Source organism: Roseateles sp. YR242, assembly GCF_900109745.1.
In the GTDB taxonomy this organism is placed as follows: domain Bacteria; phylum Pseudomonadota; class Gammaproteobacteria; order Burkholderiales; family Burkholderiaceae_C; genus Roseateles.
The window spans coordinates 33726-58473 of the sequence record NZ_FOAV01000010.1 but is presented as its reverse complement, the minus strand read 5'-3'; the positions used below and the strand labels follow the sequence as shown (position 1 = coordinate 58473).

Below are 24748 nucleotides of genomic sequence, written 5' to 3'. Positions count from 1 at the left end.
CGTGAGCAGCGGCTGGCCGCAACGCATTCCCACAACTTCAGACGAATCACCATGAATGTCTTGCGTTTCGCCGATCTGGTCAGTGCCGGCAAGGTCGCCAACCAGCGTGTATTCATCCGCGCTGACCTGAATGTTCCGCTCAACGATGCGGGCGAGATCACTGAAGACACGCGGGTGCGTGCCAGCATTCCCGCCATCGAGCTGGCCCTCAAGGCTGGCGCGGCAGTGATGGTCACCTCGCACCTGGGCCGCCCGACCGAGGGCGAGTTCAAGCCCGAGGATTCGCTCGCCCCTGTGGCCAGGCGTCTGGGTGAGCTGCTGGGCCGCGACGTGCCGCTGAAGGCCAACTGGGTGGACGGTGTGGAGGTGGCGCCGGGCCAGGTGGTGCTGCTGGAAAACTGCCGTGTGAACAAGGGCGAGAAGAAGAACAGCGAAGAGCTCTCCCGCAAGATGGCGGCCCTGTGCGACATCTTCGTGCACGACGCCTTTGGCACGGCTCATCGCGCCGAGGCCTCCACCTACGGCATTGCCCAATACGCCAAGATCGCCTGTGCCGGCCCGCTGCTGGCTGCGGAGATCGACGCCATCACCAAGGCGCTGGCCAATCCCAAGCGTCCACTGGTGGCCATCGTGGCCGGCTCCAAGGTCTCCACCAAGCTCACCATCCTGAAGTCACTCTCCAACAACGTGGACGGCCTGATCGTGGGCGGCGGCATCGCCAACACCTTCATGCTGGCGGCCGGCTTGAAGATCGGCAAGTCCTTGGCCGAACCCGACCTGCTGGCGGAAGCCAAGGCGGTGATCGAGTCGATGAAGGCGCGTGGCGCTGCCGTACCCATTCCCGTGGACGTGGTCACCGCCAAGGCCTTTGCGGCTGACGCGCCCGCCACGGTCAAGGCCGCGACGGACGTGGCGGATGACGATCTGATCCTGGACATCGGCCCCAAGACCTCGGCCCTGCTGGCCGAGCAGCTCAAGGCGGCCGGCACCATTGTCTGGAATGGCCCGGTGGGGGTGTTCGAGTTCGATGCCTTTGCCCAGGGCACGGAGACCATTGCCCGCGCCATTGCCGCGTCGGACGCGTTCTCGATTGCGGGTGGTGGCGACACCCTGGCGGCCATCGCCAAGTACGGCATCGAGAAGGACGTGGGCTACATCTCCACCGGCGGTGGTGCCTTCCTGGAAGTGCTGGAAGGCAAGACATTGCCGGCCTTCGAGATCCTGAGCCGCCGCGCGGCGGGCTGATGGGGTGCAGGCTCAGGGCCTGCCCGCAACACCAAGCAGAAGGGGCGCCGATGGCGCCCCTTTGTTTTTGTGATGCCGCTGCGGACCTGGGGGTCTCACGCGGCAGCTGCCGGTGAGCGGCGCCTGGTCTTCAGTGCAGGGGATCACATGGACTGATAGGCGGGCGCCTGACCGTCCTGCGCCTTGACCGATCCAAAGCGTGCGGCCAGCTTCGACTGCAACGCCAGGGGCAGAGGTGCAAAGCCGGTGCCGCGCGTCAGGTCGTCGCCATGCATGAAGCACCAGTACAGGAAGCGCATCACCGGGGAGGCGTCACCGCCCTTGGCGGGGGTGGCGTCGATCAGCACGAAGCTGGTCATCGTGATGGGCCAGCTGGCGGCGCCCTGGCGGTTCATCAGCGTCGCCAGGTCATCGCCCCGGCGCGAGAGGTCGCTGTCCGCAATCGCGGCGCGGAAGCCGGCCTCGGTGGCGGCCACCCACTGGCCAGCGGCATTGCGCAGTTTCGCGGCATTCAGCCGCTCGGCCTGCACACGGTCGTAGCTGACGTAGGCCAGCGAGCCCGGCACGGCCTTCAGGGCCTTGACCATCCCGTCGTTGCCTTCGGCACGCTCCACCTCACCGGGCCACTTGGGCAGGCTGCTGGTGCCGATGTCGGTAGCGAAGCTGCTCGACACCTCGCTCAGATAACGCGTGAAGCCTTCGGTGGTGCCGGATTTGTCGGCGCGCACCACGCGGCGCACGGGCAGGGCGGGCAAGGGCAGGCCGGGGTTGAGCGCTGTGATGCGTGGGTCATTCCACAGGCGAATGTGGCCGGCCATCAGGTCGGCCAGCACTTCGCCGGTCAATTGCAGGCGGCCTTCCGGCACGCTGGGCAGATGCACCACCGGCACGATGCCGCCCACCAGCATGGGGATCTGCACCAGGTGGCGCTTGGCCAGCTCGTCCGCTGGCAGCGGCGAATCGCTGCCGCCAAACTGCACTTCCCGCGCGGTGATGCGCTTCACGCCGTCACCGGATCCGGTGGCCTTGTACTGGACCGCCTGGCCGCCACTGCTCTTCTCATAGGCCGTGGCCCAGCGGCCATACACCAGCGACGGGAACGAGGCCCCGGCGCCCTGCACCTGGGCGAAGGCGGCGCTGGCCATGGACAGCAGGGCACCCAGGCACAAGATACGGGCCAGGCTGCGGGACGGCGCTTGGGGGCTCCCGGTGCCGCGGGGCCGAGGGGTGGTTTGACGCGATGGAAGTGTCTGGGAAGTCATGCTGGGAGGATCTGATGGCTGCAGGCCGGCGCGCGATTCTAGGTATCGGGGGGGCATCTGGCGCGTCTTGCCACGCCCGCGTTCTGGGGAGATCTCCCGGTAGGGTGTGCGAATGCCGACGTGGTTGGGCTGATGAGCGCCCGTTGCATGGCCATCTTTGCATGCCAGTTAAAACTGAAAGCATCTGCAGGCGGGGCGAACAGGATTTAAGCTTTGCGCCCCCAGGAATTTACCTAGGGTCTCCTGTCTAATGGCATGTACGCGGCGGCAGGGGGCCTTGTCTGGACCCAGATTCGCATTTGTCGCGACGGAGAACCCGAATGAGTGAACACAACGACGGCCTTGGCCTGAGTCCTGCCGAAGCCGCCCTGCGTGAAGCGGCGCGGGACTATCACCGCTTCCCCACACGCGGGAAGATTGCCGTGACGCCGACCAAGGCGTTGTCCAACCAGCGTGACCTGTCCCTGGCGTATTCGCCGGGCGTGGCCTACCCCTGCCTGGACATCGAGAAAGACCCGACGCTGGCCGCCGAGTACACCTCGCGGGGCAATCTGGTGGGTGTGATCACCAACGGCACGGCGGTGCTGGGCCTGGGCGACATTGGCCCGCTGGCGGCCAAGCCGGTGATGGAGGGCAAAGGGTGCTTGTTCAAGAAGTTTGCCGGTATTGATGTCTTTGACATCGAACTGGCCGAGCGTGATCCGGACAAGCTGGTCGAGATCATTGCGGCCATGGAGCCCACGCTGGGCGGCATCAACCTGGAAGACATCAAGGCGCCGGAGTGCTTCTACATCGAGAAGCAGCTCAGCGCCCGGATGAACATTCCGGTCTTCCACGACGACCAGCACGGCACGGCCATCATCTCCAGCGCGGCGTTGCTCAACGGCCTGGAGCTGGTGGGCAAGGACATTGCTGCGGTGAAGGTGGCGGTGTCTGGCGCGGGTGCTGCGGCCATTGCCTGCCTGGACGTGATGGTGGGCCTGGGCATCAAGCGCGAGCATGTGTTTGTGGTGGACTCCAAGGGCGTGATCCAGAGCGAGCGTGCCGATGCGGACCGCCTGGACGAATCCAAGCGCCGTTATTGCCAGGTCACCAGCGCCCGCACGCTGGCGGACGTCGTCAAGGACGCCGACGTGTTCCTGGGCTGTTCCGCTGCCGGTGTGCTGAGCGCCGAGATGGTGTCCACCATGGCGCGCCAGCCCATCATCCTGGCGCTGGCCAATCCGGAACCCGAGATCCGTCCCGAGCTGGCCAAGCAGGCCCGCCCGGACTGCATCATGGCCACGGGCCGTTCGGACTATCCGAACCAGGTCAACAACGTCCTGTGCTTCCCCTACATCTTCCGTGGTGCGCTGGACTGCGGCGCCACCAAGATCACCGAAGCGATGAAGCTGGCCTGCGTGCGCGAGATTGCGGCGCTGGCCAAGGCCGAGACGCCGCCCGAAGTGGCGGCGGCCTATCCCGGCCAGGAGCTGGTGTTTGGGGCGGACTACATCATCCCCAAGCCGTTTGATGCACGCCTGATCCTGCGCATTGCCCCGGCGGTGGCGAAGGCGGCGGCCGAGTCCGGCGTGGCCACCCGTCCGATCGAGGACATGAATGCCTATCGCGAGCAACTCTCGCGTTTTGTCTACCAGACCGGCATGTTCATGCGCCCGGTGTTCGCGGCGGCCAAGGCCAACCCTGCGCGGGTGATCTACGCCGAGGGCGAAGACGAGCGTGTGCTGCGTGCCGTGCAGGTGGCGCTGGACGAAGGTCTGGCCAAGCCCACGCTGATCGGCCGTCCGGAGGTCATCCAGATGCGCATCCAGCGTGCCGGCCTGCGCCTGAAGCTGGGCGAGGATGTGGCGGTCATCGACCCGGAAAACGACGCGCGTTTCCGCCAGTACTGGGAGGCGTATCACGAGGTCATGGGCCGCGAGGGCTTCACCCCCGAGATGTCCAAGTCGGCGGTGCGCCGCTCCAACACCACCATTGGTGCGCTGGCCATCCGCCTGGGCGATGCCGACGCGATGATCTGCGGCCTGGTGGGTCGTTTTGACTCGCACCTGGAGCATGTCGACAACCTCATCGGCCGCAAGCCGGGCGTGCGCAACTTCGCCACGATGAATGCGTTGATGCTGGAGCAGCGCACGCTGTTCATCGCCGACACCTTCGTCAATGACGACCCGGATGCCAGCCAGCTGGCGGAGATTGCCGCGCAGGCGGTGGAAGAGCTTCAGCGTTTCGGCCTGCCGCCCAAGCTGGCCTTCCTGTCGCACTCCATGTTTGGTTCCAGCAAGCGGCCTTCCGCCCTGAAGATGCGTGAGGCTCGCGACCTGTTCGTGCAGCAGCATCCGGACATCGAGTGTGATGGCGAGATGCATGGAGACGCCGCATTGTCGGAAGACGTGCGCAACACCTTCCTGCCGGACAGCACGCTCAAGGGCGCGGCCAACCTGCTGGTGTTGCCGACGCTGGACGCGGCCAACATTTTGTTCAACGTCCTGAAGATCGTGGGCGGCCAGGGTGTCACGGTGGGCCCCATCCTGCTGGGTGCGGCGCGTCCGGTGCACATCCTGACCCCTTCTGCCACCGTACGCCGCATCGTCAACATGACGGCGTTGGCTGTGGCGGACGTGCAAGCGGAAAGAGGCGTGTAACGCCCGCTGTGTTGGAAACCCGCTGGTAACCTACCGGTACCCCTCACAGCCGCCGATGCGATCCATAATCGGCGGCTGTAACTAAATTTCAGACCGAGACAACGCCATGTTCCGCGCCACCAAGATCGTCGCCACCCTGGGTCCTGCATCGTCCTCACCGGAGGTGCTGGAGCGGATGATTCAATCTGGCGTGGACGTGGTCCGGCTGAATTTTTCGCACGGGAAGGCGCAGGACCACATCGACCGTGCCCGTCTGGTGCGTGAGGTTGCTGCCCGTGCCGGCAAGGAAGTGGCCATCATGGCCGACCTGCAGGGCCCCAAGATCCGAGTGGGCAAGTTCGAGAACGGCAAGATCGAGCTGGTGAACGGCACGCCGTTTGTCCTGGACGCCGACCGCACCGAATTGGGTAACGAGCAGTGCGTGGGCCTGGACTACAAGGAACTGCCCCGTGACGTGAAGCCTGGGGACACGCTGCTGTTGAATGACGGTCTGCTGGTGCTGATCGTGGAGTCGGTGCGCGGCTCGCAGGTGCACACCATCGTGAAGCAGGGTGGTGAGCTGTCCAACAACAAGGGCATCAACAAGCAGGGTGGTGGCCTGACGGCTCCGGCCCTGACGGCCAAGGACATGGAGGACATCAAGACGGCGATGTCCTTCCAGTGCGAGTATCTGGCGGTGAGCTTCCCGAAGAACGCCACCGATATGGAAATGGCTCGGCAGCTGGCCAACGTGGCTGGTGAGCCGTGGCGTCACAAGCCCGGCATGATTGCCAAGATCGAGCGTTACGAAGCCATCCCTCATCTGGAAGCCATTCTGAAGGCCAGCGACGGCATCATGGTGGCCCGTGGCGACCTGGCGGTGGAAGTGGGCCATGCGGCTGTGCCGGCGCTGCAAAAGCGCATGATCCGCATGGCGCTGGAGCTGGACAAGCTCTGCATCACGGCCACGCAGATGATGGAGTCGATGATCGTGAACCCGGTGCCGACGCGTGCCGAGGTGTCGGACGTGGCCAACGCGGTGCTGGACGGCACGGATGCTGTGATGTTGAGTGCTGAGACGGCTGCGGGGCGTTTCCCGGTCGAGACCATCCAGCAGATGGCCAGCATTGCGCTGGAGGCCGAGAACGCCGAGTTCGTGAGCCTGGACACCGATTTCGCAAACCGCCAGTTTGGCCGCATTGACCAATCCATTGCCATGGGCGCGCTGTTCACGGCGCACCACCTGGGCTGCAAGGCGATTGTGGCGCTGACGGAGTCCGGCTCGACGGCGCTTTGGATGAGCCGCCATCGGATCCATGTGCCCATCTATGCGCTGACGTCGCAGGTGCTGACCCATCGCAAAATGGCGCTCTACCGGAATGTCACGCCGGTGTTGATGCCCAACTTCGAAGATCGGGATCAGGCGCTGAAGGCGGCTGAAGAATTGTTGATTGCGCGAGGCGTGCTGATGCCTGGCGACACCTATGCCATCACCTGCGGGGAGCCGATGGGGTACCCGGGTGGGACCAACATGCTGAAGGTCTGCCGCGTGGGATGAGGGGAGATTGGGGGCGGTGCTCCCTCACCCTCTGGTGGAAGCTGGCATTCCTTGAAGGCTCCGGTGTACCGGAGCCTTTTGTTTTCTGTGGCCATGTCGCGCCTCACGCGCTCTGGGCGGCTTGAATCAACGCCGCCACCCGAGGCGTCATGTTCAGCGGCACCAGCGCTACCTCCGGATGCGCCCGCGCAAACACCCGAAACAGCTCATCCGCAAACGCATGCCCCACATCCTCCACGCCTGCAAAGTCCACTTCGGCGCGTTTGAACTGGGGCAACCGAGCCGCCACCCGGCGGGCTTGCGCGCGGGAGTCGAGCATCTGTCCTGGCCCGACGACCAACTGCAGCATGATCCGGGTCTGGTCGAAGGTGATGCCGGTGCCGTCCACGCTCCACTGCTGAAGGACCTGGTCCAGCGTGCGGGTGGTGTCGAGCGAAACGGCCATGTAGATGGAGCTGCCTTGCCGGGGCAGCCCGCGCCCCGGCAGCCAGGCGTTGCCTTCCCAGGCGCGGCGCTGGAAGGCCTTTCCGTTGGCGTGGATGTCGAACACGTCTGCCAACTGGGAGCTGAAGAACAACCCCCGCCCGGTATGCGCTTGCGGCTGCGTCGTCAGCCGCCCCTTGCTCAGCTCCAGCATCGCGTGCTGGGCATCCGCCAATTCGTAAGTGCCGCAGATCTTCTCAAACACCCCGCATCCATCGTCGGAGACCAGCAACTGCGCATGCCGCGGCGTCTGCCGCAGCGACACCGTCACGCTGGTGCCGCCGCTGTGATCAATCGCGTTGTTCACCAGCTCGGTGAAACCATGTTGCACCATCCGCTGCACATGCCGCGGGAAGTCGAAGTGGGGCGCAAAGTCCCGTTGCCACGCCACGTCCTCCTGCAACTGGTGCAGCGTGAGGCTGCGCACCACCTGCCGCAACGGCCCCGGCGCAAACACCGGCCGCCGGTCCGTGCCCGTGCGTACCAGCCACTGCGCCTCCACCAGCCGCTTCAGCGCCGCCTGCGCAGCGCGCCGGCTGGCACCCGTGCGCTCCTCGATGTGGCTGGCCAGGTCCAGCCCATGTTCGTGGGCGGCGGCGGTAATCCAGAGGGTGAGCTGGTCCAGCACAAGACGGGTCATGAAGCTTCAGGTAATGCGGCAAAGGGCAGGGCGGTGAGAAGCCATGGCGGTGGGCACAAGGCACGAAGTTTGCTCTCCTGTCGCAGACACTGCGACAGCACCAGCCCGCCGACCCCAAGCCTACCGGCCTCGCTCCTCCGTGCGCAAGCGAACAGACCCCCAGCCAGGGGGGGCTGATGCCCACGAAGCGTGCGCCACCTGTTTGTGGGTCGTTACAGGTCCCGCCATGGCGCCTGTTTAGAATCGTCGCAGTTACGGCGTGGTTACAGCGCTTCGAAATGCTGTTCCACGGCCCAGGATTTTTCACTTCTCCGGAGAACCTTCATGGCACTCGTCTCGATGCGCCAACTGCTGGACCATGCCGCCGAACAGGGCTATGGCATTCCGGCGTTCAACGTCAACAACCTTGAGCAGGTGCAGGCCGTGATGGCTGCCGCCGACGAGGTCAACGCGCCCGTCATCCTCCAGGCCAGCGCTGGCGCCCGCAAGTACGCCGGTGAAAGCTTCATCAAGCACCTGATCCAGGCCGCCGTGGAGTCCTATCCCCACATCCCCCTGGTGATGCACCAGGATCACGGCCAGACGCCCGCCATCTGCCAGGGCGCCATCGACCTGGGCTTCAGCTCCGTCATGATGGACGGCTCCCTGATGCCCGACGGCAAGACCCCCGCCTCGTTCGACTACAACATCGACGTCACCCGCCAGGTGGTGCAGCTCTCGCACCGCGTCGGCGTGACGGTGGAAGGCGAACTGGGCTGCCTCGGCTCCCTGGAAACCGGCATGGCCGGTGAAGAGGACGGCATCGGCGCCGAAGGCGTGCTGGACCATGCCGCCCTGCTGACCGACCCGGAAGAAGCTGCGCAATTCGTCAAGGCCACCGGCCTGGACGCGCTGGCCATCGCCATCGGCACCAGCCACGGCGCCTACAAGTTCACCCGCAAGCCCACGGGCGACATCCTGGCCATCAGCCGCGTCAAGGAAATCCACGCCCGCATCCCCAACACCCATCTGGTGATGCACGGCTCTTCCAGCGTGCCGCAGGAACTGCTGGAAGTGATCCGCCAGTACGGCGGCAACATGAAGGAAACCTACGGCGTGCCGGTCGAGGAGATCCAGGAAGCCATCAAGTACGGCGTTCGCAAGATCAACATCGACACCGACATCCGCCTGGCCATGACTGGCGCCGTGCGAAAGTTCCTGTTCGAGAACCCCGAGAAGTTCGACGCCCGCGAGTGGCTCAAGCCCGCCCGTGAAGCCGCCAAGCTGGTGTGCAAGCAACGCTACCTCGAGTTCAACTGCGAAGGCCAGGCCGGCAAGATCAAGCCCCGCAGCCTGGTGGACACCGCCAAGGCCTACGCCAATGGCGAGCTGGCCCAGGTGGTGCAGTAAGCGGCTGCCGGCCCTGGAGCGCGCACCGGCATGGCACATCTGTTCGCCTACGGGTCGCTGATGTGGTCCGACATCATGGCGCGGGTCTGCGGACCCGACGCCGCGCCGGCGCATCCGCCGCAGCCGGCCAGGTTGTCGGACCACGCCCGCCACCCTGTGCGTGGGCAGGACTATCCCGGCATGTGTCCGCATACCGGTGCAAGCGTGTCCGGCTTCGTCTATCTCGACCTGCCGGAGACGGCCTGGGCGCGGCTCGATGACTTCGAGGGCGGTGACTACCAACGCAGCGAAGTCCTGATCACCGGCCCCGATGGCCAGCCCCTGCGGGCCTGGACCTATCTGTTCAAGCCGGAATGCGTCCATCAGCTGGAAAGCGGCGACTGGGACGAGGCCCGCTTCGAGCGCGAGGGCAAAGCCCGTTTCATCGCGCGCTACGCCGGCTTCGGCGCGGTCGCCCCGCGCTGAGCGGTCCCCCGCGCGCATGCCTGCGGCGCCGGCGGCGCATTGCGCCGCGCTCCCCTAGAATCCTGGCGTTCCTCCCGCACCAGCCTCGCACTCTCCGAGTGTGCTCCCGCCCATGACCGCCGCACTGCATACCTCTTCGATCACCTCCCTCCCTCTCATCGCGCGCGGCAAGGTGCGCGAGAACTATGCGGTGGGCGAAGACCGCATCCTCATGATCGCGTCGGACCGCATCTCGGCCTTCGACGTGATCATGGACGAGCCCATCCCGGGCAAGGGCGCGCTGCTGACGCAGATGGCGCTGTTCTGGTTCGACAAGCTCGACGGCATCGTCCCCAACCACCTCACCGGCGACGACCCGCTCTCCGTGGTCACCGCCGCCGAGCAGGCGCAGGTGCGTGGCCGCGCCATGCTGGTCAAGCGCCTGAAGCCGCTGCCCATCGAGGCCGTGGTGCGCGGATACCTCGCCGGTAGCGGCTGGGCGGAATACAAGACCAACGGCCAGGTCTGCGGCGTGCAACTGCCGGCCGGGCTGCAGAACGCCAGCAAGCTGCCCGAGCCCATCTTCACGCCGGCCACCAAGGCCGAGATGGGCGACCACGACGAGAACATCGATTTCGACCGCTGCGTCGAGATCATCGGCCGTGACCTGGCGGAGCGCGTGCGCGACATCGCCATCCAGCTCTATCGCCGCGCAGCCGACTTTGCCCTCACCAAGGGCATCATCATCGCGGACACCAAGTTCGAATTCGGCCTGGATGCCGACGGCACGCTGACGTTGATGGACGAGGTGCTCACGCCCGACTCCTCGCGCTACTGGCCCGCTGAAAGCTACGCCGTGGGCAGCAACCCGCCCAGCTATGACAAGCAGTTCCTGCGCGACTGGCTGGAGCAGGCCACCGTGGACGGCAAGCCCTGGGGCAAGGTGGCGCCTGCGCCAGCCCTGCCGGCCGAGGTGATCAGCAACACCGCCGCCAAGTACCAGGAGGCGCTGGAGCGCCTCACGCGCTGATACCGGCCCCGACCATGGCCGATTCCACGCCCCCCCCTGCTGCTGCCCCTGCCACGGCCCGATCGCGGCTGCTGAAACAGCTGGACCAGCAGGTCGCCGCCGCGCCGACCCCCATGGCCTCGGTGGTGCCGCGGGCCCGTCGCGCCATGCAACTGGCACGCCACGGCGCACTGGCGGAGGCGCGTGAAGCGCTCACCATCCTGCACCAGCTCTCCTTCCAGCATCCTCATGCCGACATCGGCGCGTGGCTGCATCTGGCGGAGGGGCTGATGACCTACTACAACGGCTTCTCCGTGCAACCGGCGCAGGAGCGCATCCTGCGCGCCCATGCCATCGCCACCACCCACCCCGGGCTGGAAGAGGTGCAGGTGCTGGCCGATGCGTGGCTGGCCCAACTGGCCTTTGTGCGCCACGACCCGGAAGCGGTCATCGAATGCGCCCGCCGCTGTCTGGCAACGGCCCGGCCGGAGCAGGACCACGGCGCGCTGGCGCGGCTCGGCATGGCGCTGGGATTGTCCTGGCACTACGCGGGGGACGGCGAGGCCGCGCAGCGCTGGTACCTGCTTGCACGCCGCCATGCCGCCACCGAGGGTGACGACACCACGCTCTCCGCGCTGATGTTCAACATGGCGGCCATGCGGGTGGCGTTGCTGCGCCGCGAAAGCCTCATCGGCAGTGTGCGTGTGCAGGAGATGCTGCTGAGCGTGGACTCCATCCGCCACTACGACGCGGCCGTGGGCGCGGCCATGATGAATGAGCTCACGCCCGTGCTGCGGGCGCAGGTGCTGACGGTGGAGGGGCGCTTTGAAGAAGCGCGCGAACTGTATGAGCAGCACCTGCCGCAGGCCATGTCACTCGGGTTGGAGCGTCTGGGCAGCAGCCTGCTGTCGGACGTGGCCTGGTGCCGCGCCAACAGCGGCCAACCGGACCTGGCCTTGCGCCAGGCCCGCGAGGCCGAAGTGGAACTGGACCCCAGCTGCGAGCTGGACGACCGCGCCATCACGCACAGCCGGCTCGCGCAGGTGTTCGAGCGGCTGGGCGAGACGGCGGATGCCCGGCGGCACGATGCCCTGGCGAAGGACGCCTGGGATCAATTCCACCTGCAGCAGCTGCACTGGCGCAAGCTGCTGCTCAGCGGCGGGCTGACCGCCGAGTAGCCGGGGTCGGGGGAGTGCTCCTCCGAGCCTTCCCGTGATTTCTCAGAAGAGCGCCATGCTCAGCTTGCGGCGGTACTGATCCAGCAGCGGATCCGCCGACGCCACGGCGCTGGGGCCCGACAGCTGCAAGCCACCCTTGGCCTCCTGGGCGCCGCCCGCATGGGCGGCAGCGGGCTTGGTCATCAGCTCCAGGATGGCCACATAGGTCTTGCGGGCCAACTGGTCGTTCCAGGCCTTGTCCCGCATGATGATTTCCAGCAGCTCGTCCATCGCGCCGGTGAAGTCACGGCCAGCCAGCAGGCCTTGGGCCAGCGTGAACCGGGCCTCGAAGTCGCGCTTGTTGGCGGCGATCGCGGCCTGCAGGCCGGCCGGGTCCAGACCCTGCTCGGCGCGCTCGGCGGCCGCGATCCAGGTGGCCAGGGCGGCAAAACGCACATGCGGCGTGAGGGTGTCGGCCGCCAGGTGCGCCACCGGCGAGAACGCGGCCTTGGCGTCCGCCAGCAGGTCGGCCTCCAGCAGCGCGCGCACCAGGTCGAAGCGGGCCGTCTCATTGGACGGGTCGGCCTGCAGGGCGGCCTGCAATTTCTGCAGGGCCGCTTCGCTGTCGCCGTCTTCCATCAGCGCCTGGGCCTCGGCCAGGTCTTCTTCGGCCTCCAGCGCTTCACCGGTGGGCACATGGCGGTCCAGGAACTCGCGGATCTGCGCCTCGGGCAGGGCCCCCACGAACCCGTCCACCGGCTGGCCGCCGACAAACATCACGCAAAAGGGGATGGAGCGCACGCCAAAGGCCTGGCTCAGCTGGGTGGCGATCTCCGGCTGGTCGTCGCTGTTGAGCTTGGCCAGCTTGAAACGGCCCGCGTAGGCCACTTCCAGCTTGTCCAGCATCGGGCCCAGCGTGCGGCAGGGGCCGCACCAGGGGGCCCAGATGTCCAGCAATACCGGCTGCTGCATGGAGGCTTGCAGGAGGTCGGCTTCGAAGTTTTGCAGGGTGATGTCGGTCATGGCGAATTCAGCTGGGAACGATGGGCGGCAGGAATGGGCGCCAGAAAGCGCCGCAATTCCGGTCCAACACGCTTTTGACGCAGGCCGGCAATGGCCGGAAATACGGCAACTGAGGTTGGCCGCCTACAATTCAAGGTTTCTGGATTAGACGAATCAGGACCGACCCCGTGAGCAGCGCCACCACTCCAGACATCGCACCCGTGATTGCACCCGTGATTGGCGTGGTGATGGGTTCCAGCAGTGACTGGGAGACCATGAAACACGCCGCCGACATTCTCACCGAGTTCGGCGTCCCCTTCGAGGCCAAGGTCGTCTCCGCACACCGTATGCCGGACGAGATGTTCGCCTATGCCGAAAGCGCCGAGGGTCGGGGCCTGCGCGCCATCATCGCCGGTGCCGGCGGTGCCGCCCACTTGCCGGGCATGCTGGCGGCCAAGACGCTGGTGCCGGTGCTGGGCGTGCCAGTGGCCAGCCGCCACCTGCAGGGCGTGGATTCGCTGCATTCCATCGTCCAGATGCCCAAGGGCATCCCGGTCGCCACCTTTGCCATCGGTACCGCCGGGGCCGGCAACGCCGCCCTCTTTGTTGTGGCCATGCTGGCCCGTGACAACCCCGTGCTGCGCGACAAGCTGGATGCCTTCCGCAAGCGGCAGACCGCCGTGGCCACCGCCATGACCGAGGAGCTGCGCTGATGCCGCTGCTGCCGGGCGAAGCCACCCTGGGGGTGCTGGGGGGCGGCCAACTGGGTCGCATGTTCGTGCATGCCGCCCAGTCGCTGGGCTACACCTGCGTGGTGCTGGACCCGGATGCGTCCAGCCCGGCGGGAACGGTCGCCCAGGCCCACCTGAAAGCGGACTACCTCGATGGCGCGGCCCTGGCCCAACTGGCCCAGCGCTGCCACGCCATCACCACCGAATTCGAGAACGTGCCGGCCCGTGCGCTGGAAACCCTGGCGGCCACCCGGGTGGTGGCTCCGGGCGCCGCCGCCGTGGCCATCTGCCAGGACCGCAGCCGTGAGAAGGCCCATTTCGTGGCCAGCGGCGTGCCTTGCGCGCCGTACGCCGTCCTGCGCAGCGGGGCCGACCTGGCCGGCGTGGGCGACGACCTGCTCCCCGGCATCCTGAAAACCGCCCGCCTGGGTTACGACGGCAAGGGCCAGCGCCGGGTCACCGACCGCGCCCAGCTCGCCGTGGCCTTCCGCGAACTCGGCGAAGTCGAGTGTGTGCTGGAAAAAATGCTGCCGCTGGCGCTGGAAATGAGCGTGCTGGTGGTGCGCGGAGCGGACGGGCAGGCGGTGACCTACCCGGTCCAGCAGAACCTGCACCTCGACGGCATCCTGGCCGTCACCGAAGTGCCGGCGCCGGGCGTGCCCGGGGCCCTGCAGGCCCAGGCGCGCCAGAGCGCGGTGGCCATTGCCCAGGGCATGGGGTATGTGGGCGTGCTCTGCGTGGAGTTCTTCGTGCTGAAGGATGGCCGGCTCGTGGTGAACGAGATGGCCCCGCGCCCGCACAACTCCGGCCACTACACGATGGACGCCTGCGATATCTCCCAGTTCGAGATGCAGGTGCGCGCCATGGCCGGCTTGCCGCTGCGCGAACCGCGGCTGCATTCCCCGGTGGTCATGCTCAACCTGCTGGGCGATCTGTGGTTTGACGCCCAGGGTCAGCTGCGCACGCCTGACTGGGCGGCGGTGCTGGCGCTGCCCGGTGCATCGCTGCATCTGTACGGCAAGGCACAGGCGCGGGTGGGCCGCAAGATGGGCCACCTGAATCTGATCGGCCCCACGGCCGAGGCTGCTCGGGACAGTGCCCGCCAGGCCTGTGCGCTGCTGGGCCTGCCCGCTGAATGGTGAAGCGGGTGAGCGAAGCCGGAAACACCGGACATGCCGGCACCACCCAGCAGGTGCTGGACGGTGCCTTGCCCGAGGCCATCCAGGCGGCGGCCCACACCCTCGCCGCCGGAGAGTTGGTGGGCCTGCCCACCGAGACCGTTTATGGCCTGGCCGCACGGGCGGACCAGGACGCGGCCGTGGCCAAGATCTTTGCCGCCAAGGGCCGGCCCAGTGACCATCCGCTCATCGTGCATGTGCTGGACGAGCAGGGGGCGCGCCACTTCGCCCAGGACCTGCCCCCGGTGGCGCACCGGCTGGTCGAGGCTTTCTGGCCGGGGCCGCTGACGCTCATCGTCCAGCGCCGCCCCGGCATGGCCAACGCCGCCACGGGCGGCCATGCCACTGTGGGCCTGCGCAGCCCGTCCCATCCGGTGGCACGCGCCCTCATGGCGGCCTGTCGTGACCGGGGGGTGGAAGGGCTGGCCGCGCCCAGCGCCAACCGGTTTGGCCGGGTCAGCCCCACCCTGGCGGCCCATGTGGCCGAGGAATTCGGTCCGGGACTGCTGGTGCTGGATGGCGGCGCCTGCGACGTAGGCATCGAATCGACCATCGTGGACTGCAGCCGCGGGTATCCCGTGTTGCTGCGCCCCGGGGTGCTCACGCCCGCCCAGATCGAGGCAGCCGCCGGTGAGCCCTTGCGGGCGCCGGACCGGCAGGCGCCCAAGGCCTCAGGCACCCTGGCGGCTCACTACGCGCCGCGCGCGGTGGTCCGTCTCTTGCCTTCTGAAGCCTTGCAACAGGCATTGGCTGGCCGGAAACCAGCGGGGCTGGCGGTATATTCCCGCACTGCGCTGGCTGGCGAGGCTTTTGCCGAGGTCACGCACCGCACCATGCCGGGGCATGCCAAGGCGGCCGCACGGGAACTGTTTGCCGTGCTGCGTGAACTGGATGCCGCAGGCGCGGTGCAGATCTGGGTCGAGGCTCCGCCGGAAGATGCGGCCTGGGATGGTGTTCGGGACCGCTTGTCCCGTGCGGCGGCGGCATTTGCGTCGCCCGAGTTTGACGATTTGGAGAATTCATGAAGAGTTTGAAGCGCCACCTGGCCAGTCTGCTGGGGGCGACCGTATTGCTGGCGGCCTGTGGCGGCGGCAGCTCACAGATCGACCCGTTCGTGCCCACCCGCCTGCTGGCATTCGGGGACGAAACCAGCGCCCTGCGCAGCGACGGCAGCAAGTACACCATCAACGCCACGGATACGACCACGGGCGCCATCGCCTGCACGTCCAACCCGATCTGGGTCCAGACCCTGGCGTCCTACTACGGGCTGGTCTTCAAGCAGTGCAACACCTCCAACCTCGCGGCTACCACGGCAGTGATGTATGCCACCTCGGGCGCCAAGGTGGCCGATGTGGCCACGCAGGTGGACCAGCAGTTCGCGCTGGATGGCTTCAATGGCAAGGACCTGGTGACGGTGCTGGCCGGTGCCAATGACATCCTCGAGCTCTACGCCTCCTATGGCGCCCAGAGCGAGGAGGTCCTGGGTGACGAAGCGGAGGCACGCGGCGCGGCCCTGGCCGCCACGATCAACACCATCGCCAATGCCGGCGGCAAGGTCATCGTTTCCACGACGCAGGACATGGGCGTGACCCCATTCGCCGTCACGGAGAAGAACTCCCACGCCGACGTCGACCGTGCCAAGCTGCTGTCCGAGCTGTCCACCCGCTTCAATCTCGGCCTGCGGCTGAACCTCGTCAATGACGGCCACAAGATCGGCCTGATCCTGACGGATGAGCTGCTGCAGAACGTGGCCAAGTACCCGAGCTACTACAGCCTCTCCAACTCGACGGAGGCCGCCTGCCTGGATGCCTACCAGCCGCCGCTGTGCACGGACAAGACGCTGGTCAGTGCCGCCACTTCGTCCAGCTACATGTGGGCCAACAGCACGCTGCTGGGCCCGTCGGTGCAGGCACGTATTGCCTCGCTGGCACAGACCCGGGCCTCCAACAACCCGTTCTAAGGTCGCTCATTGGAGCCATCGCTGATGGCCGATCATTGATCGCGCTGTGCTGCCAGTGGTAAGCCACCGGACAGCGCACGATTCACCCCGAGGGGGACAGGCCTTGCCTGTCCCCCTTTGCATTGGGTGATTGCTGCAACCCCTGTGCCATTGCCGCAACGCCGATTTGCACCATTTCGGCGTCTTTCAGTGTGTTGACGGGCCGCAATCGCACTTCTGCGTCATTTGTGTTGCGAGCACGCCGCGACTTCGTTTTTGTGTGCGCAAGACCCTGGCATGCTGCGACATGTCAGGGTTTTTACGTTTAAGAACGTGGTGACCCCTGCGCTTATAGTGACCCTTGAGAAAAACGAACGACCGTTCGATTTAGTGCCCCCACCTCTCTCCGGGAGCACAACCGACGGAGACAACCCTGGAGAAGTCTGAATGAATCGCCATTACCCATTGGCCGGCCTGGCCCTGGCTGCCTCGGTCCTGCTCAGCGCCTGCGGCGGCGGCAGCGGCGCCGCCAACGATGACCCGGTGGTGCCGCGTGGCACCGTGGTGCTGGGCCAGCTGGGTGGCTCCGCCACCATCGCGCAGATCGACGCCGGCACCAGCAGCAAGGGCATCCAGGCCCTGTCGGGCACCGCCAAGTGCGGCGTGGATGTGCACTACGTCTACTACATGACCCGTGACCCGAATGGCAACCCCGCCACCGCGTCCACCGGCGTGCTGGTGCCCAGTGGCACCGATGCCAGCTGCACGGGCCAGCGCCCGGTGCTGCTGTATGCCCACGGCACCACCACCACCAAGAGCTTCAACATGGCTCAGGTGACGACCAATACTGAAGCGTCGCTGGTGATGGCCTTCTACGCCGCCCAGGGTTTCATCGTGGTCGCGCCCAACTACATGGGTTATGACCGCTCGGGCCTGAACTACACCCCCTACCTCAACGCCGAGTCGTCGGCCGTTGACATGGTGGACGGCCTGCGCGCTGCCAAGAGCTATCTGGGCGCCAACGCCACCACCATCACCACCCAGCCGTCCGCCAAGCTGCTGATCGCGGGTTACTCGCAAGGCGGCCACGTGGCGCTGGCCACGCAGAAGGTCATCGAGCGTGACTACAGCAGCGAGTTCACCATCTCGGCCGTCGGCGGCATGTCCGGCCCGTACAACCTGGCCGGCTTTGGCGACCAGATCGTGGGCGGGGAGAAGGGCAACATCGGCGCCACGCTGTTCCTGCCCCTGATGGTGACCAGCTATCAGAAGGCCTACGGCAACATCTACAGCGCACCGACTGAGATCTATCAGACCCAGTACGCAGCCACGGCCGAGACCCTGTTCCCGACCGACACGTCGCTGGCGGACCTCATGGCTGCCGGCAAGCTGCCTGCAGACAGCACCTTCCGGACCTTGTTCGGTACGGGTGGGCTGCTGACCGACACCTTCCGTGCTGGTTACGCGAGCTCCAACTTCCGCAAGGCCCTGGTCACCAACACGCTGCTGGACTGGGCGCCGAAGCACCCGGTCGCCCTGTGTGGTGGTGCCAATGACCCGACGGTTTACTTTGCGATCAACACCACCGCTGCCAAGGCCAACCTGTCGGCCCAGCCCAAGGCTGCCACGGTGACGGCGTACAACGTGGAAGACGCCACCACCGTGGGCGCTACCGTGGCCGGCGGTTTTGCACAGGGCAAGGCAGCGACGGGCGCAGCCGCTGCGGCCGCCTATCCGAACGACCCCGTCGCAGCCGCCACCGCGTCCGCCACGGCCATTGCCGGTGCCTACCACGGCACGCTGGTTCCTCCGTTCTGCAACGTCGTCGTGCGTAGCTACTTCCAGCAAGTGCTGGCAGCCGGCGGTTGATTGAAGAACAGACACGGAGACGCAACATGAACAAGAACATTTCCATCCTCGCCGGCGCCGCTCTGCTCGCCATCAGCGGCCTGGCCAGCGCGCAGGACGCCAAGGTCGGCACCAGCACCGTCTATCTGGGCCTGGCCCATATTGACGTCAACAGCAAGGCCGGCCCGTTGACCGGCGGCTCCAAGGAGTTCCCGGACCCGGGCGCCAAGGTGCGTGTGGGCGACCAGACCACCACCGGCTTCGGCTATGTCTACCGCTTTGCGGAACAGTGGAGTGGTGAGCTGGTGCTGGGCCTGCCGCCCTCGCACAAGGTGTATGGCTCCGGCGTTCTGCAGAACGTCGGCCAGATCGCCACCGTGCGCCAGATGCCGCCCACGGTGTTCGTGAACTACCACTTCGGCCCGTTGCTGCCCAAGCTCTACCCGTTCGTCGGTCTGGGCCTGAACTACACCTACTTCGAGAAGACCCGCAGCACGCCCACCGGCAATGCGGTCTCGGGCGGTCCGACCAAGATCTACCTGAGCAACTCCTGGGGCGCCGCGGCCCACGTGGGCTTCACCCTGCGCTACAGCGAGCGTTGGTCGCTGGTCGGCACGGCCGCTTATGCGGACGTGAAGAGCAACATGCGCGCGGTCACCACCACCAATGACGGTGATGAAACGCTGCGTACGCGCATCAATTTCCGCCCGATGGTGTACTCCTTGTCGCTCGGCTACTCCTTCTAAACGAGGGGGAGGCCCTTCCCGGGCCTGCCGGGGCCACTACACTTGCTGCATGAGCGTGTTACTGGCCCTGGATAGCTCCACCGAACACATGGCTCTGGCCCTCGTGGGCCAGGGCCATGCTGCTTTTGTGGATGCCGATGGTGGTGCCCAGGCCTCGCAGCACATGGTGCCGGACGCCCTGGCATTGCTGCGAGAAGCGGGTGTCGCCCTGCCGGCCCTGGACGCCATCGCCTTCGGGCGTGGCCCTGGCGCCTTCACCGGCCTGCGTACCGCCTGCTCGGTGGCGCAGGGCCTGGCCTTCGGGGCCAACAAACCGGTGCTGGCGCTGGACAGCCTCATGCTGGTGGCGGAAGACGCCCGGCAGCAGTGGGCGGCGCAATCGCAGTCGCAGGCACCATCAGTCCCGCCATCACAGTCGCCCGCCGCAGGCTGGGACGTCTGGGTTGCCATGGACGCCCGCATGAACCAGATCTACGCGGGCCGCTATCGCTGGGAGGGCCAGGCCTGGACGGTGCTGGACGCGCCCATGCTGGTTGATGCGGCCGCGCTGCAGCAACTGTGGGCGGAACAGCCCGCCGCCTGTGTGGCGGGCTCGGCCCTGGTGGCCATGCGGCTGGATGGTGGCCCGGCCTTGCGCATCGAACACACCCATTCCCGTGCCCGTGCCCTGGGGGCGCTCGCCATGCAGGCCTGGGACCAGGGGCTGGCCGAAGACGCCTCGCAGGCGCTCCCGCTGTATGTCCGCGACAAGGTCGCGCAGACCACCGCCGAGCGGGAGGCCGCCAAGGCCACTGCCGGCACAGCCCCCGCCTGAGGACGCCGCCGTGAGCGCTCAGCCCAAGGACGTTCTTCTCTCGCCCGCCCTCCAGGCGCTGCAACCGCTGCGCAGCATCGACCTGGACGAGATCATGGCCATCGAGAACGTGGCCTACAGCCACCCCTGGACGCGCGGCAACTTCATCGATTCACTGGCGGCCGGTTATGTCGGTTTTGTGCTCAGGGACGCGCAGGCCCGCCTGTGCGGCTACTTCATGGCCATGCAGGTGGTGGATGAACTGCACCTGCTCAACATCACGGTGGCCCCCGACCTGCAAGGGCAGGGCCTGGCACGGCGCATGCTGGACGCGTTGTCGGTCATCGCGCTGGCCCGCCACTGCGAACAGATCTGGCTGGAGGTGCGCATCAGCAATGAGCGTGCTCGCCGGCTTTATGAACAATACGGCTTTGTGCAGAGCGGCCTGCGCCGGGGGTACTACCCCTGCGCGGAGGGCCGCGAGGACGCCATTCTGATGACGCTTCGATTGACAGGACCCGCGGCATGACCTGGAGTGAACGCCAGCGACTCATGCTGGAGGCCATGGGCCTGAAGATCTGGGTGCCGCAGGGTGAACGCACCACCGCCCCAGCGGCCACGTTGGCTCCCCCGGCTTCAACAACCACGACCCACGCGGCCGCCGCCGATCAGGCCGGCGCCGCCGTGATGACGCCGGAACGGCCTCGGGCCCCACCTGCACAGCCGCGTGTGCCCGCGCCTTCGCCTGCAGTGGCCGCCGCCGAGCCAGCAGCACCGCGCCGTGTGGCCGAGGTGCTGGCGCGGGTGCTGCCGGGCACCGGCGCTGCGCCGGAGGGGGACGCGCCCCGCCGACCGGGTCTGGCACGTGAAGCCATCGCGGCGCTGGACTGGGACGGCCTGCGCGGTGCCGTGGCCGGTTGTCAGGCCTGCGGGCTGTGCGAATCCCGCAAGAACACGGTCTTCGGGGTCGGCAACCCCAACGCCCATTGGATGATCGTCGGCGAAGCCCCGGGCGAGCAGGAAGACCTCCAGGGCGAGCCCTTTGTCGGCAATGCCGGCAAGCTGCTGGACAACATGCTGCGCGCCCTGGGGCTCAGCCGCGAAGAAGGCCCGCCGGAGCAGCAGGTCTACATTGCCAACACCCTGAAATGCCGACCGCCGCGCAATCGCAATCCCGACCCGGCAGAACTGGCGCAGTGCGAACCTTTCCTGCAGCGGCAGATCGAACTGATCCAGCCGCGCATCATCCTGGCCATGGGGCGCTTTGCGGTGCAGCAACTGCTGCAGAGCCAGGACGCCATCGGCCGCTTGCGAGGCCGTGTCCACCGTTACCAGGGCGTGCCGCTGGTCGTCACCTATCACCCGGCCTATCTCCTGCGTAATCTGCCGGACAAAGCCCGGGCCTGGGAAGACCTGTGCCTGGCAAGAAAGACCCTGGAGACGGCGGCCTGAATGACCAAATCCGCCAAGCCGGTCTCTCGCCCCACGGTCTCCGCCGCCGATCAGGCCGCCCGTTTTCGCCTGCTGGCGGACAACGTGCCGGTGCTGATCGCCGTCTTTGACGCCCACGACCTCACCTGCCTGTTCGCCAACCGCCAGTACGCGGCGGCCTTCGGGTTGGACGAGGGCAGCATCGTGGGCCTGACCGTCAGTGAAGTGATCGGCGAGGTGGCCGCCAGGGAAATCCAGCCGCAGGTGCTGCGAGTCCTGCAGGAACGCGTCAGCGTCAGCTACGAGCGACGGCTGCAACAGCCCGGCGGCGAGGTGCGCTGGGTGGAGGTCAACCTCATTCCGCACGTTGGGCCCGATGGCATCGATGTGCAGTCCGCGTTTGTGCTCATCAGCGACATCACCCGCTTCCACGAGGCGGAGCAGGCGGTGCGCGAGTCCGAAGAGCGCATGGCCAAATTCATGGAGGCTTCGCTGGAGGGCATCGTCTTCCACCGGGACGGTGTCATCACCGACGCCAACCCCGCCCTGTGCGAGCTGCTGGGTTATTCCCTGGAAACCCTGATTGGCCGGCAGGCGCTGGACCTCGTGGCGCCGGACCAGGTGGACGTGGTGCGCGCGATCATGGAGGCCGGCGGCGAGACCCGTTATGAAACGGCGGTGGTGAACAGCGACGGCGAGCGGCTGGCGGTGGAATTCATCGTCCGCACCTTGTGGCGCCATGGTGAGCGCCTGCGCATGGCCGTGGTACGGGACATCCGCGCCCAGCATGCGGCGATGATCCGTATTCATCACCTGGCCCATCACGACCCCTTGACCGGCCTGCTCAACCGCACCACCTTCATGGAACGGCTGCGTGAGCGCCTGACGCCGGGCGGCGACCGCGCGGCGCTGCTGTTCATCGATCTGGACAACTTCAAGCGGGTCAATGATTCGCTGGGCCATCTGGAAGGTGACCAGGTGCTGCGTACCGTGGCGGAACGCCTGCGTGGCGGCCTGCGCGCCAGCGACCTGGTGGCCCGTTTTGGGGGCGATGAATTCGTGGTGCTGCTGGAGGATGTGCATCAGCGCAAGGACGTGCAGGTGGTGCTCAACGCGCTGCTGAGCGTGGTGGAGGTGCCGGTTCGTGCTGATGGGCGAGACTTGTCCGTCACCCCCTCCATCGGCGTGGCGCTTTACCCCGACCATGGCGACACGCCGGAGGAGCTGCTCCAGCACGCCGACACCGCGATGTACCTGGCCAAGACTGCCGGCCGAGCCACCTACCGTTTCTTCGAACCCGCCATGGCCGAAAACGCCTATGCGGATCTGGTGCTGGAAGGCGAGTTGGCCCAGGCGCTCACCGCCGATGAATTCGTGCTGTTCTATCAGCCGCAGGTGGATGCGCAGACCGGTCAACTGGTCGGCGCCGAGGCCTTGCTGCGGTGGCGCCATCCGGTGCGGGGCCTGCTCGCGCCGGACGCCTTCATCCTCGTGGCCGAGCGCCACCGGCTGATGGTGCCGCTGGGGGAATGGGTGATGCAGGAGGCGGCCCGCCAAAGCCGTGTCTGGCACGAAAGCGGCGTGGCTCCGGTGCCGATTGCCGTGAACCTCTCCAGCATGCAGTTCCGACTGGCCAGCTTCTCCAAATCCGTCAGCCAGGTGCTGAAGTCCGCCGGTGTGCCGGGCGAATGGCTGGAGCTGGAGCTGACCGAGCGCATGCTCACCGAAGAGATCGACCGCCTGCCCGAGCTGCTGCGCACCTTGCGCGCGCAAGGCCTGGCCATCTCCATTGACGACTTCGGGACTGGCTACACCGCGCTCAACCAGCTCACCCGGCTGCCGCTGGACAAGCTCAAGATCGACCAGAGCTTTGTGGCGGGCCTGCCGGAGGACGGCGGCTCGGCCGCCATCACCCGTGCGATGGTGCAGATGGCCAAGGGCCTGGGCCTGCGCGTGGGCGCGGAAGGCGTTCGCAATGCCCGCCAGTGGCATCTGCTGGCCGAGTGGGGCTGCGACGAACTGCAGGGCGAAGTCATTGCCACCGCCATGCCGGCGGATGAATTTGAAGCCTGGCTGGCCCGCCGTGGCCGGCCTGCGCGTCCTGGAATGGAATCATGAGTGCCACCTCTCCCACCAATGGCTCGGACGTGAATGCCGGGCAGGCGCCGGCCTTCGCCGAAGCCATGACGGCGCGTCTGCGCCAGGCCATCACGGATGCGGGCGGCTGGCTGCCTTTTGACCGCTACATGAGCCTGGCGCTGTATGAGCCCGGGTTGGGCTATTACGCCAACAGCCTGCGCAAGTTCGGCACGATGCCGAGGCAAGGCTCGGACTTCGTCACCGCCCCGGAGCTGTCGCCGCTGTTTGGCCGCGCGCTGGCGCGGCAAGTGGCGCAGGCGTTGCAGGTCAGCGGCACGGACACGGTGATCGAATTCGGCGCCGGCAGCGGCGCCCTGGCGGAGCAACTGATCGAGACGCTGGATGCGCTGGGGACACCCGTGGCGCGTTATCAGATCGTGGACCTTTCCGGCACGCTCCGAGAGCGCCAGGCCGAACGCCTGCGCCGCTTCGCACCGCGTGTGCAATGGCTGGACCGCTGGCCCGAAGAGATCCACGGCGTGCTGGTGGCCAACGAACTGCTGGACGCCATGCCGGTGCAATTGCTGCTCTGGACGGGTGCCGACTGGCTGGCGCGCGGTGTGGAAATGGAGGCGACCGGCAGCCTGCGCTTCTCGGACCGTGCCACGGCCGCGCGTCCTCCCACGCCGCCCGAGGCGGATGTCGGTTTCGTGCCCGGCACCGTCACCGAAGTGCATGCCCAGGCGGAGGCCTTCGTCCGGACGCTGGCGGACCATCTCAAACGGGGCGCGGCCTTCTTCATCGACTACGGTTTTCCGGAGTCGGAGTACTACCACCCGCAACGCACCGGCGGCACCTTGATGTGCCACCACCTGCATCAGGCAGACCCGGACCCGCTGGACCGACCCGGCCAGAAGGACATCACCACCCACGTCAACTTCACCGGCATCGCACTGGCCGGGCAGGAGGCAGGCATGACGGTGTTGGGCTACACCAGCCAGGCCAATTTCCTCATCAATTGCGGCCTGGTGGACCTGCTGCAGGAAGCCGACCTGGTGCAGCGCACCATGGCGCATCGCCTCATCGCCGAGCATGAGATGGGCGAGCTGTTCAAGGTCATCGGCTTTGTGCCCGGCGAGGAGTTTGACGCCATCGGCTTCAGCGTCGGGGATCGGTCCTACACGCTGTAAGGC

At 66.8% G+C, this 24748-nt stretch carries 21 protein-coding genes; 18 read left to right on the top strand and 3 right to left on the bottom strand.

The features are described 5' to 3' along the window. Nucleotides 1-51 precede the first annotated feature (51 nt). Nucleotides 52-1245, top strand: a complete 1194-nt coding sequence (locus BMY53_RS17810) for a phosphoglycerate kinase (protein WP_092947847.1) — start codon at nt 52-54, stop codon at nt 1243-1245. 143 nt (nt 1246-1388) lie between these two features. Here the strand turns inward: BMY53_RS17810 and pstS are convergent, their stop codons facing one another. Next, nucleotides 1389-2507, bottom strand: a complete 1119-nt coding sequence (pstS, locus tag BMY53_RS17805) for a phosphate ABC transporter substrate-binding protein PstS (protein WP_177200935.1) — start codon at nt 2505-2507, stop codon at nt 1389-1391. 320 nt (nt 2508-2827) lie between these two features. Between pstS and BMY53_RS17800 the strand changes: the two genes are divergently transcribed. Continuing rightward, on the top strand, nt 2828-5149 hold the full coding sequence (locus tag BMY53_RS17800) for an NADP-dependent malic enzyme (RefSeq protein ID WP_092947845.1): 2322 nt from the start codon (nt 2828-2830) through the stop codon (nt 5147-5149). Nucleotides 5150-5255: 106 nt separating this feature from the next. Then, a complete protein-coding gene (gene pyk, locus BMY53_RS17795; protein WP_092947844.1) occupies nt 5256-6686 on the top strand; it encodes a pyruvate kinase in 1431 nt (476 codons plus the stop codon). A 103-nt stretch (nt 6687-6789) separates the two neighbouring features. Here the strand turns inward: pyk and BMY53_RS17790 are convergent, their stop codons facing one another. Continuing rightward, nucleotides 6790-7809 (bottom strand): STAS-like domain-containing protein, encoded by a 1020-nt coding sequence (locus tag BMY53_RS17790; RefSeq protein WP_092947843.1) that lies wholly within the window; start codon nt 7807-7809, stop codon nt 6790-6792. Between the two features lie 324 nt (nt 7810-8133). Between BMY53_RS17790 and fba the strand changes: the two genes are divergently transcribed. The 4 genes from fba (at nt 8134) to BMY53_RS17770 (ending at nt 11829) form a co-directional block, all read left to right on the top strand. Beyond that, entirely contained in the window at nt 8134-9198 is a 1065-nt protein-coding gene (gene fba / locus BMY53_RS17785) for a class II fructose-bisphosphate aldolase (RefSeq protein WP_092947842.1), read from the top strand. Nucleotides 9199-9228: 30 nt separating this feature from the next. After that, on the top strand, nt 9229-9663 hold the full coding sequence (locus BMY53_RS17780; RefSeq protein ID WP_092947841.1) for a gamma-glutamylcyclotransferase family protein: 435 nt from the start codon (nt 9229-9231) through the stop codon (nt 9661-9663). Nucleotides 9664-9775: 112 nt separating this feature from the next. Continuing rightward, on the top strand, nt 9776-10672 hold the full coding sequence (locus BMY53_RS17775; RefSeq protein ID WP_092947840.1) for a phosphoribosylaminoimidazolesuccinocarboxamide synthase: 897 nt from the start codon (nt 9776-9778) through the stop codon (nt 10670-10672). Nucleotides 10673-10686: 14 nt separating this feature from the next. Continuing rightward, entirely contained in the window at nt 10687-11829 is a 1143-nt protein-coding gene (locus BMY53_RS17770) for a hypothetical protein (protein ID WP_092947839.1), read from the top strand. A 42-nt stretch (nt 11830-11871) separates the two neighbouring features. Here BMY53_RS17770 and BMY53_RS17765 read toward each other — a convergent pair whose 3' ends face one another. Beyond that, entirely contained in the window at nt 11872-12831 is a 960-nt protein-coding gene (locus tag BMY53_RS17765) for a tetratricopeptide repeat protein (RefSeq protein WP_092947838.1), read from the bottom strand. A 203-nt stretch (nt 12832-13034) separates the two neighbouring features. Between BMY53_RS17765 and purE the strand changes: the two genes are divergently transcribed. From purE to BMY53_RS17710, 11 genes are all read left to right on the top strand, one after another. Further along, nucleotides 13035-13523, top strand: a complete 489-nt coding sequence (gene purE, locus BMY53_RS17760) for a 5-(carboxyamino)imidazole ribonucleotide mutase (RefSeq protein ID WP_092947968.1) — start codon at nt 13035-13037, stop codon at nt 13521-13523. Then, on the top strand, nt 13523-14683 hold the full coding sequence (locus BMY53_RS17755; protein ID WP_092947837.1) for a 5-(carboxyamino)imidazole ribonucleotide synthase: 1161 nt from the start codon (nt 13523-13525) through the stop codon (nt 14681-14683). Before purE ends, BMY53_RS17755 begins: the two co-directional genes overlap by 1 nt. Before the next feature lie 5 nt (nt 14684-14688). Next, nucleotides 14689-15744: an L-threonylcarbamoyladenylate synthase gene (locus BMY53_RS17750; protein WP_255370267.1), complete on the top strand. Its 1056-nt coding sequence runs from the start codon at nt 14689-14691 to the stop codon at nt 15742-15744. After that, nucleotides 15741-16679, top strand: a complete 939-nt coding sequence (locus BMY53_RS17745; protein WP_092947835.1) for an SGNH/GDSL hydrolase family protein — start codon at nt 15741-15743, stop codon at nt 16677-16679. The genes BMY53_RS17750 and BMY53_RS17745 overlap by 4 nt, the downstream gene beginning before the upstream one ends. Before the next feature lie 426 nt (nt 16680-17105). Continuing rightward, nucleotides 17106-18527 carry an alpha/beta hydrolase family protein gene (locus tag BMY53_RS17740; RefSeq protein ID WP_092947834.1) on the top strand — a complete coding sequence of 474 codons (1422 nt, stop codon included), beginning with the start codon at nt 17106-17108 and terminating at the stop codon, nt 18525-18527. Nucleotides 18528-18553: 26 nt separating this feature from the next. Further along, nucleotides 18554-19252 (top strand): OmpW/AlkL family protein, encoded by a 699-nt coding sequence (locus BMY53_RS17735; protein WP_092947833.1) that lies wholly within the window; start codon nt 18554-18556, stop codon nt 19250-19252. Between the two features lie 49 nt (nt 19253-19301). Beyond that, entirely contained in the window at nt 19302-20066 is a 765-nt protein-coding gene (gene tsaB, locus BMY53_RS17730; protein WP_092947832.1) for a tRNA (adenosine(37)-N6)-threonylcarbamoyltransferase complex dimerization subunit type 1 TsaB, read from the top strand. Between the two features lie 10 nt (nt 20067-20076). Beyond that, the gene (rimI, locus tag BMY53_RS17725) at nt 20077-20574 is read left to right on the top strand and encodes a ribosomal protein S18-alanine N-acetyltransferase (protein WP_255370266.1); all 498 of its coding nucleotides are present in this window, start codon (nt 20077-20079) and stop codon (nt 20572-20574) included. Then, complete coding sequence (locus BMY53_RS17720; RefSeq protein ID WP_092947830.1) at nt 20571-21497, top strand: uracil-DNA glycosylase; 927 nt, start codon at nt 20571-20573, stop codon at nt 21495-21497. Before rimI ends, BMY53_RS17720 begins: the two co-directional genes overlap by 4 nt. Next, on the top strand, nt 21498-23594 hold the full coding sequence (locus tag BMY53_RS17715; RefSeq protein WP_092947829.1) for a putative bifunctional diguanylate cyclase/phosphodiesterase: 2097 nt from the start codon (nt 21498-21500) through the stop codon (nt 23592-23594). After that, entirely contained in the window at nt 23591-24745 is a 1155-nt protein-coding gene (locus BMY53_RS17710; RefSeq protein WP_177200934.1) for a class I SAM-dependent methyltransferase, read from the top strand. The genes BMY53_RS17715 and BMY53_RS17710 overlap by 4 nt, the downstream gene beginning before the upstream one ends. Nucleotides 24746-24748 lie beyond the last annotated feature (3 nt).

Bases quoted from the DNA above. Each gene is read 5' to 3' on its own strand.
- BMY53_RS17810 (WP_092947847.1), top strand. From the start codon at position 52: ATGAATGTCTTGCGTTTCGCCGATCTGGTCAGTGCCGGCAAGGTCGCC.
- BMY53_RS17755 (WP_092947837.1), top strand. From the start codon at position 13,523: ATGCCGCTGCTGCCGGGCGAAGCCACCCTGGGGGTGCTGGGGGGCGGC.
- BMY53_RS17765 (WP_092947838.1), bottom strand. From the start codon at position 12,831: ATGACCGACATCACCCTGCAAAACTTCGAAGCCGACCTCCTGCAAGCC.
- BMY53_RS17800 (WP_092947845.1), top strand. From the start codon at position 2,828: ATGAGTGAACACAACGACGGCCTTGGCCTGAGTCCTGCCGAAGCCGCC.
- BMY53_RS17720 (WP_092947830.1), top strand. From the start codon at position 20,571: ATGACCTGGAGTGAACGCCAGCGACTCATGCTGGAGGCCATGGGCCTG.
- BMY53_RS17710 (WP_177200934.1), top strand. From the start codon at position 23,591: ATGAGTGCCACCTCTCCCACCAATGGCTCGGACGTGAATGCCGGGCAG.
- BMY53_RS17735 (WP_092947833.1), top strand. From the start codon at position 18,554: ATGAACAAGAACATTTCCATCCTCGCCGGCGCCGCTCTGCTCGCCATC.
- BMY53_RS17780 (WP_092947841.1), top strand. From the start codon at position 9,229: ATGGCACATCTGTTCGCCTACGGGTCGCTGATGTGGTCCGACATCATG.
- fba (WP_092947842.1), top strand. From the start codon at position 8,134: ATGGCACTCGTCTCGATGCGCCAACTGCTGGACCATGCCGCCGAACAG.
- tsaB (WP_092947832.1), top strand. From the start codon at position 19,302: ATGAGCGTGTTACTGGCCCTGGATAGCTCCACCGAACACATGGCTCTG.
- BMY53_RS17745 (WP_092947835.1), top strand. From the start codon at position 15,741: ATGAAGAGTTTGAAGCGCCACCTGGCCAGTCTGCTGGGGGCGACCGTA.
- BMY53_RS17715 (WP_092947829.1), top strand. From the start codon at position 21,498: ATGACCAAATCCGCCAAGCCGGTCTCTCGCCCCACGGTCTCCGCCGCC.
- BMY53_RS17775 (WP_092947840.1), top strand. From the start codon at position 9,776: ATGACCGCCGCACTGCATACCTCTTCGATCACCTCCCTCCCTCTCATC.
- BMY53_RS17770 (WP_092947839.1), top strand. From the start codon at position 10,687: ATGGCCGATTCCACGCCCCCCCCTGCTGCTGCCCCTGCCACGGCCCGA.
- pyk (WP_092947844.1), top strand. From the start codon at position 5,256: ATGTTCCGCGCCACCAAGATCGTCGCCACCCTGGGTCCTGCATCGTCC.
- pstS (WP_177200935.1), bottom strand. From the start codon at position 2,507: ATGACTTCCCAGACACTTCCATCGCGTCAAACCACCCCTCGGCCCCGC.
- BMY53_RS17790 (WP_092947843.1), bottom strand. From the start codon at position 7,809: ATGACCCGTCTTGTGCTGGACCAGCTCACCCTCTGGATTACCGCCGCC.
- BMY53_RS17740 (WP_092947834.1), top strand. From the start codon at position 17,106: ATGAATCGCCATTACCCATTGGCCGGCCTGGCCCTGGCTGCCTCGGTC.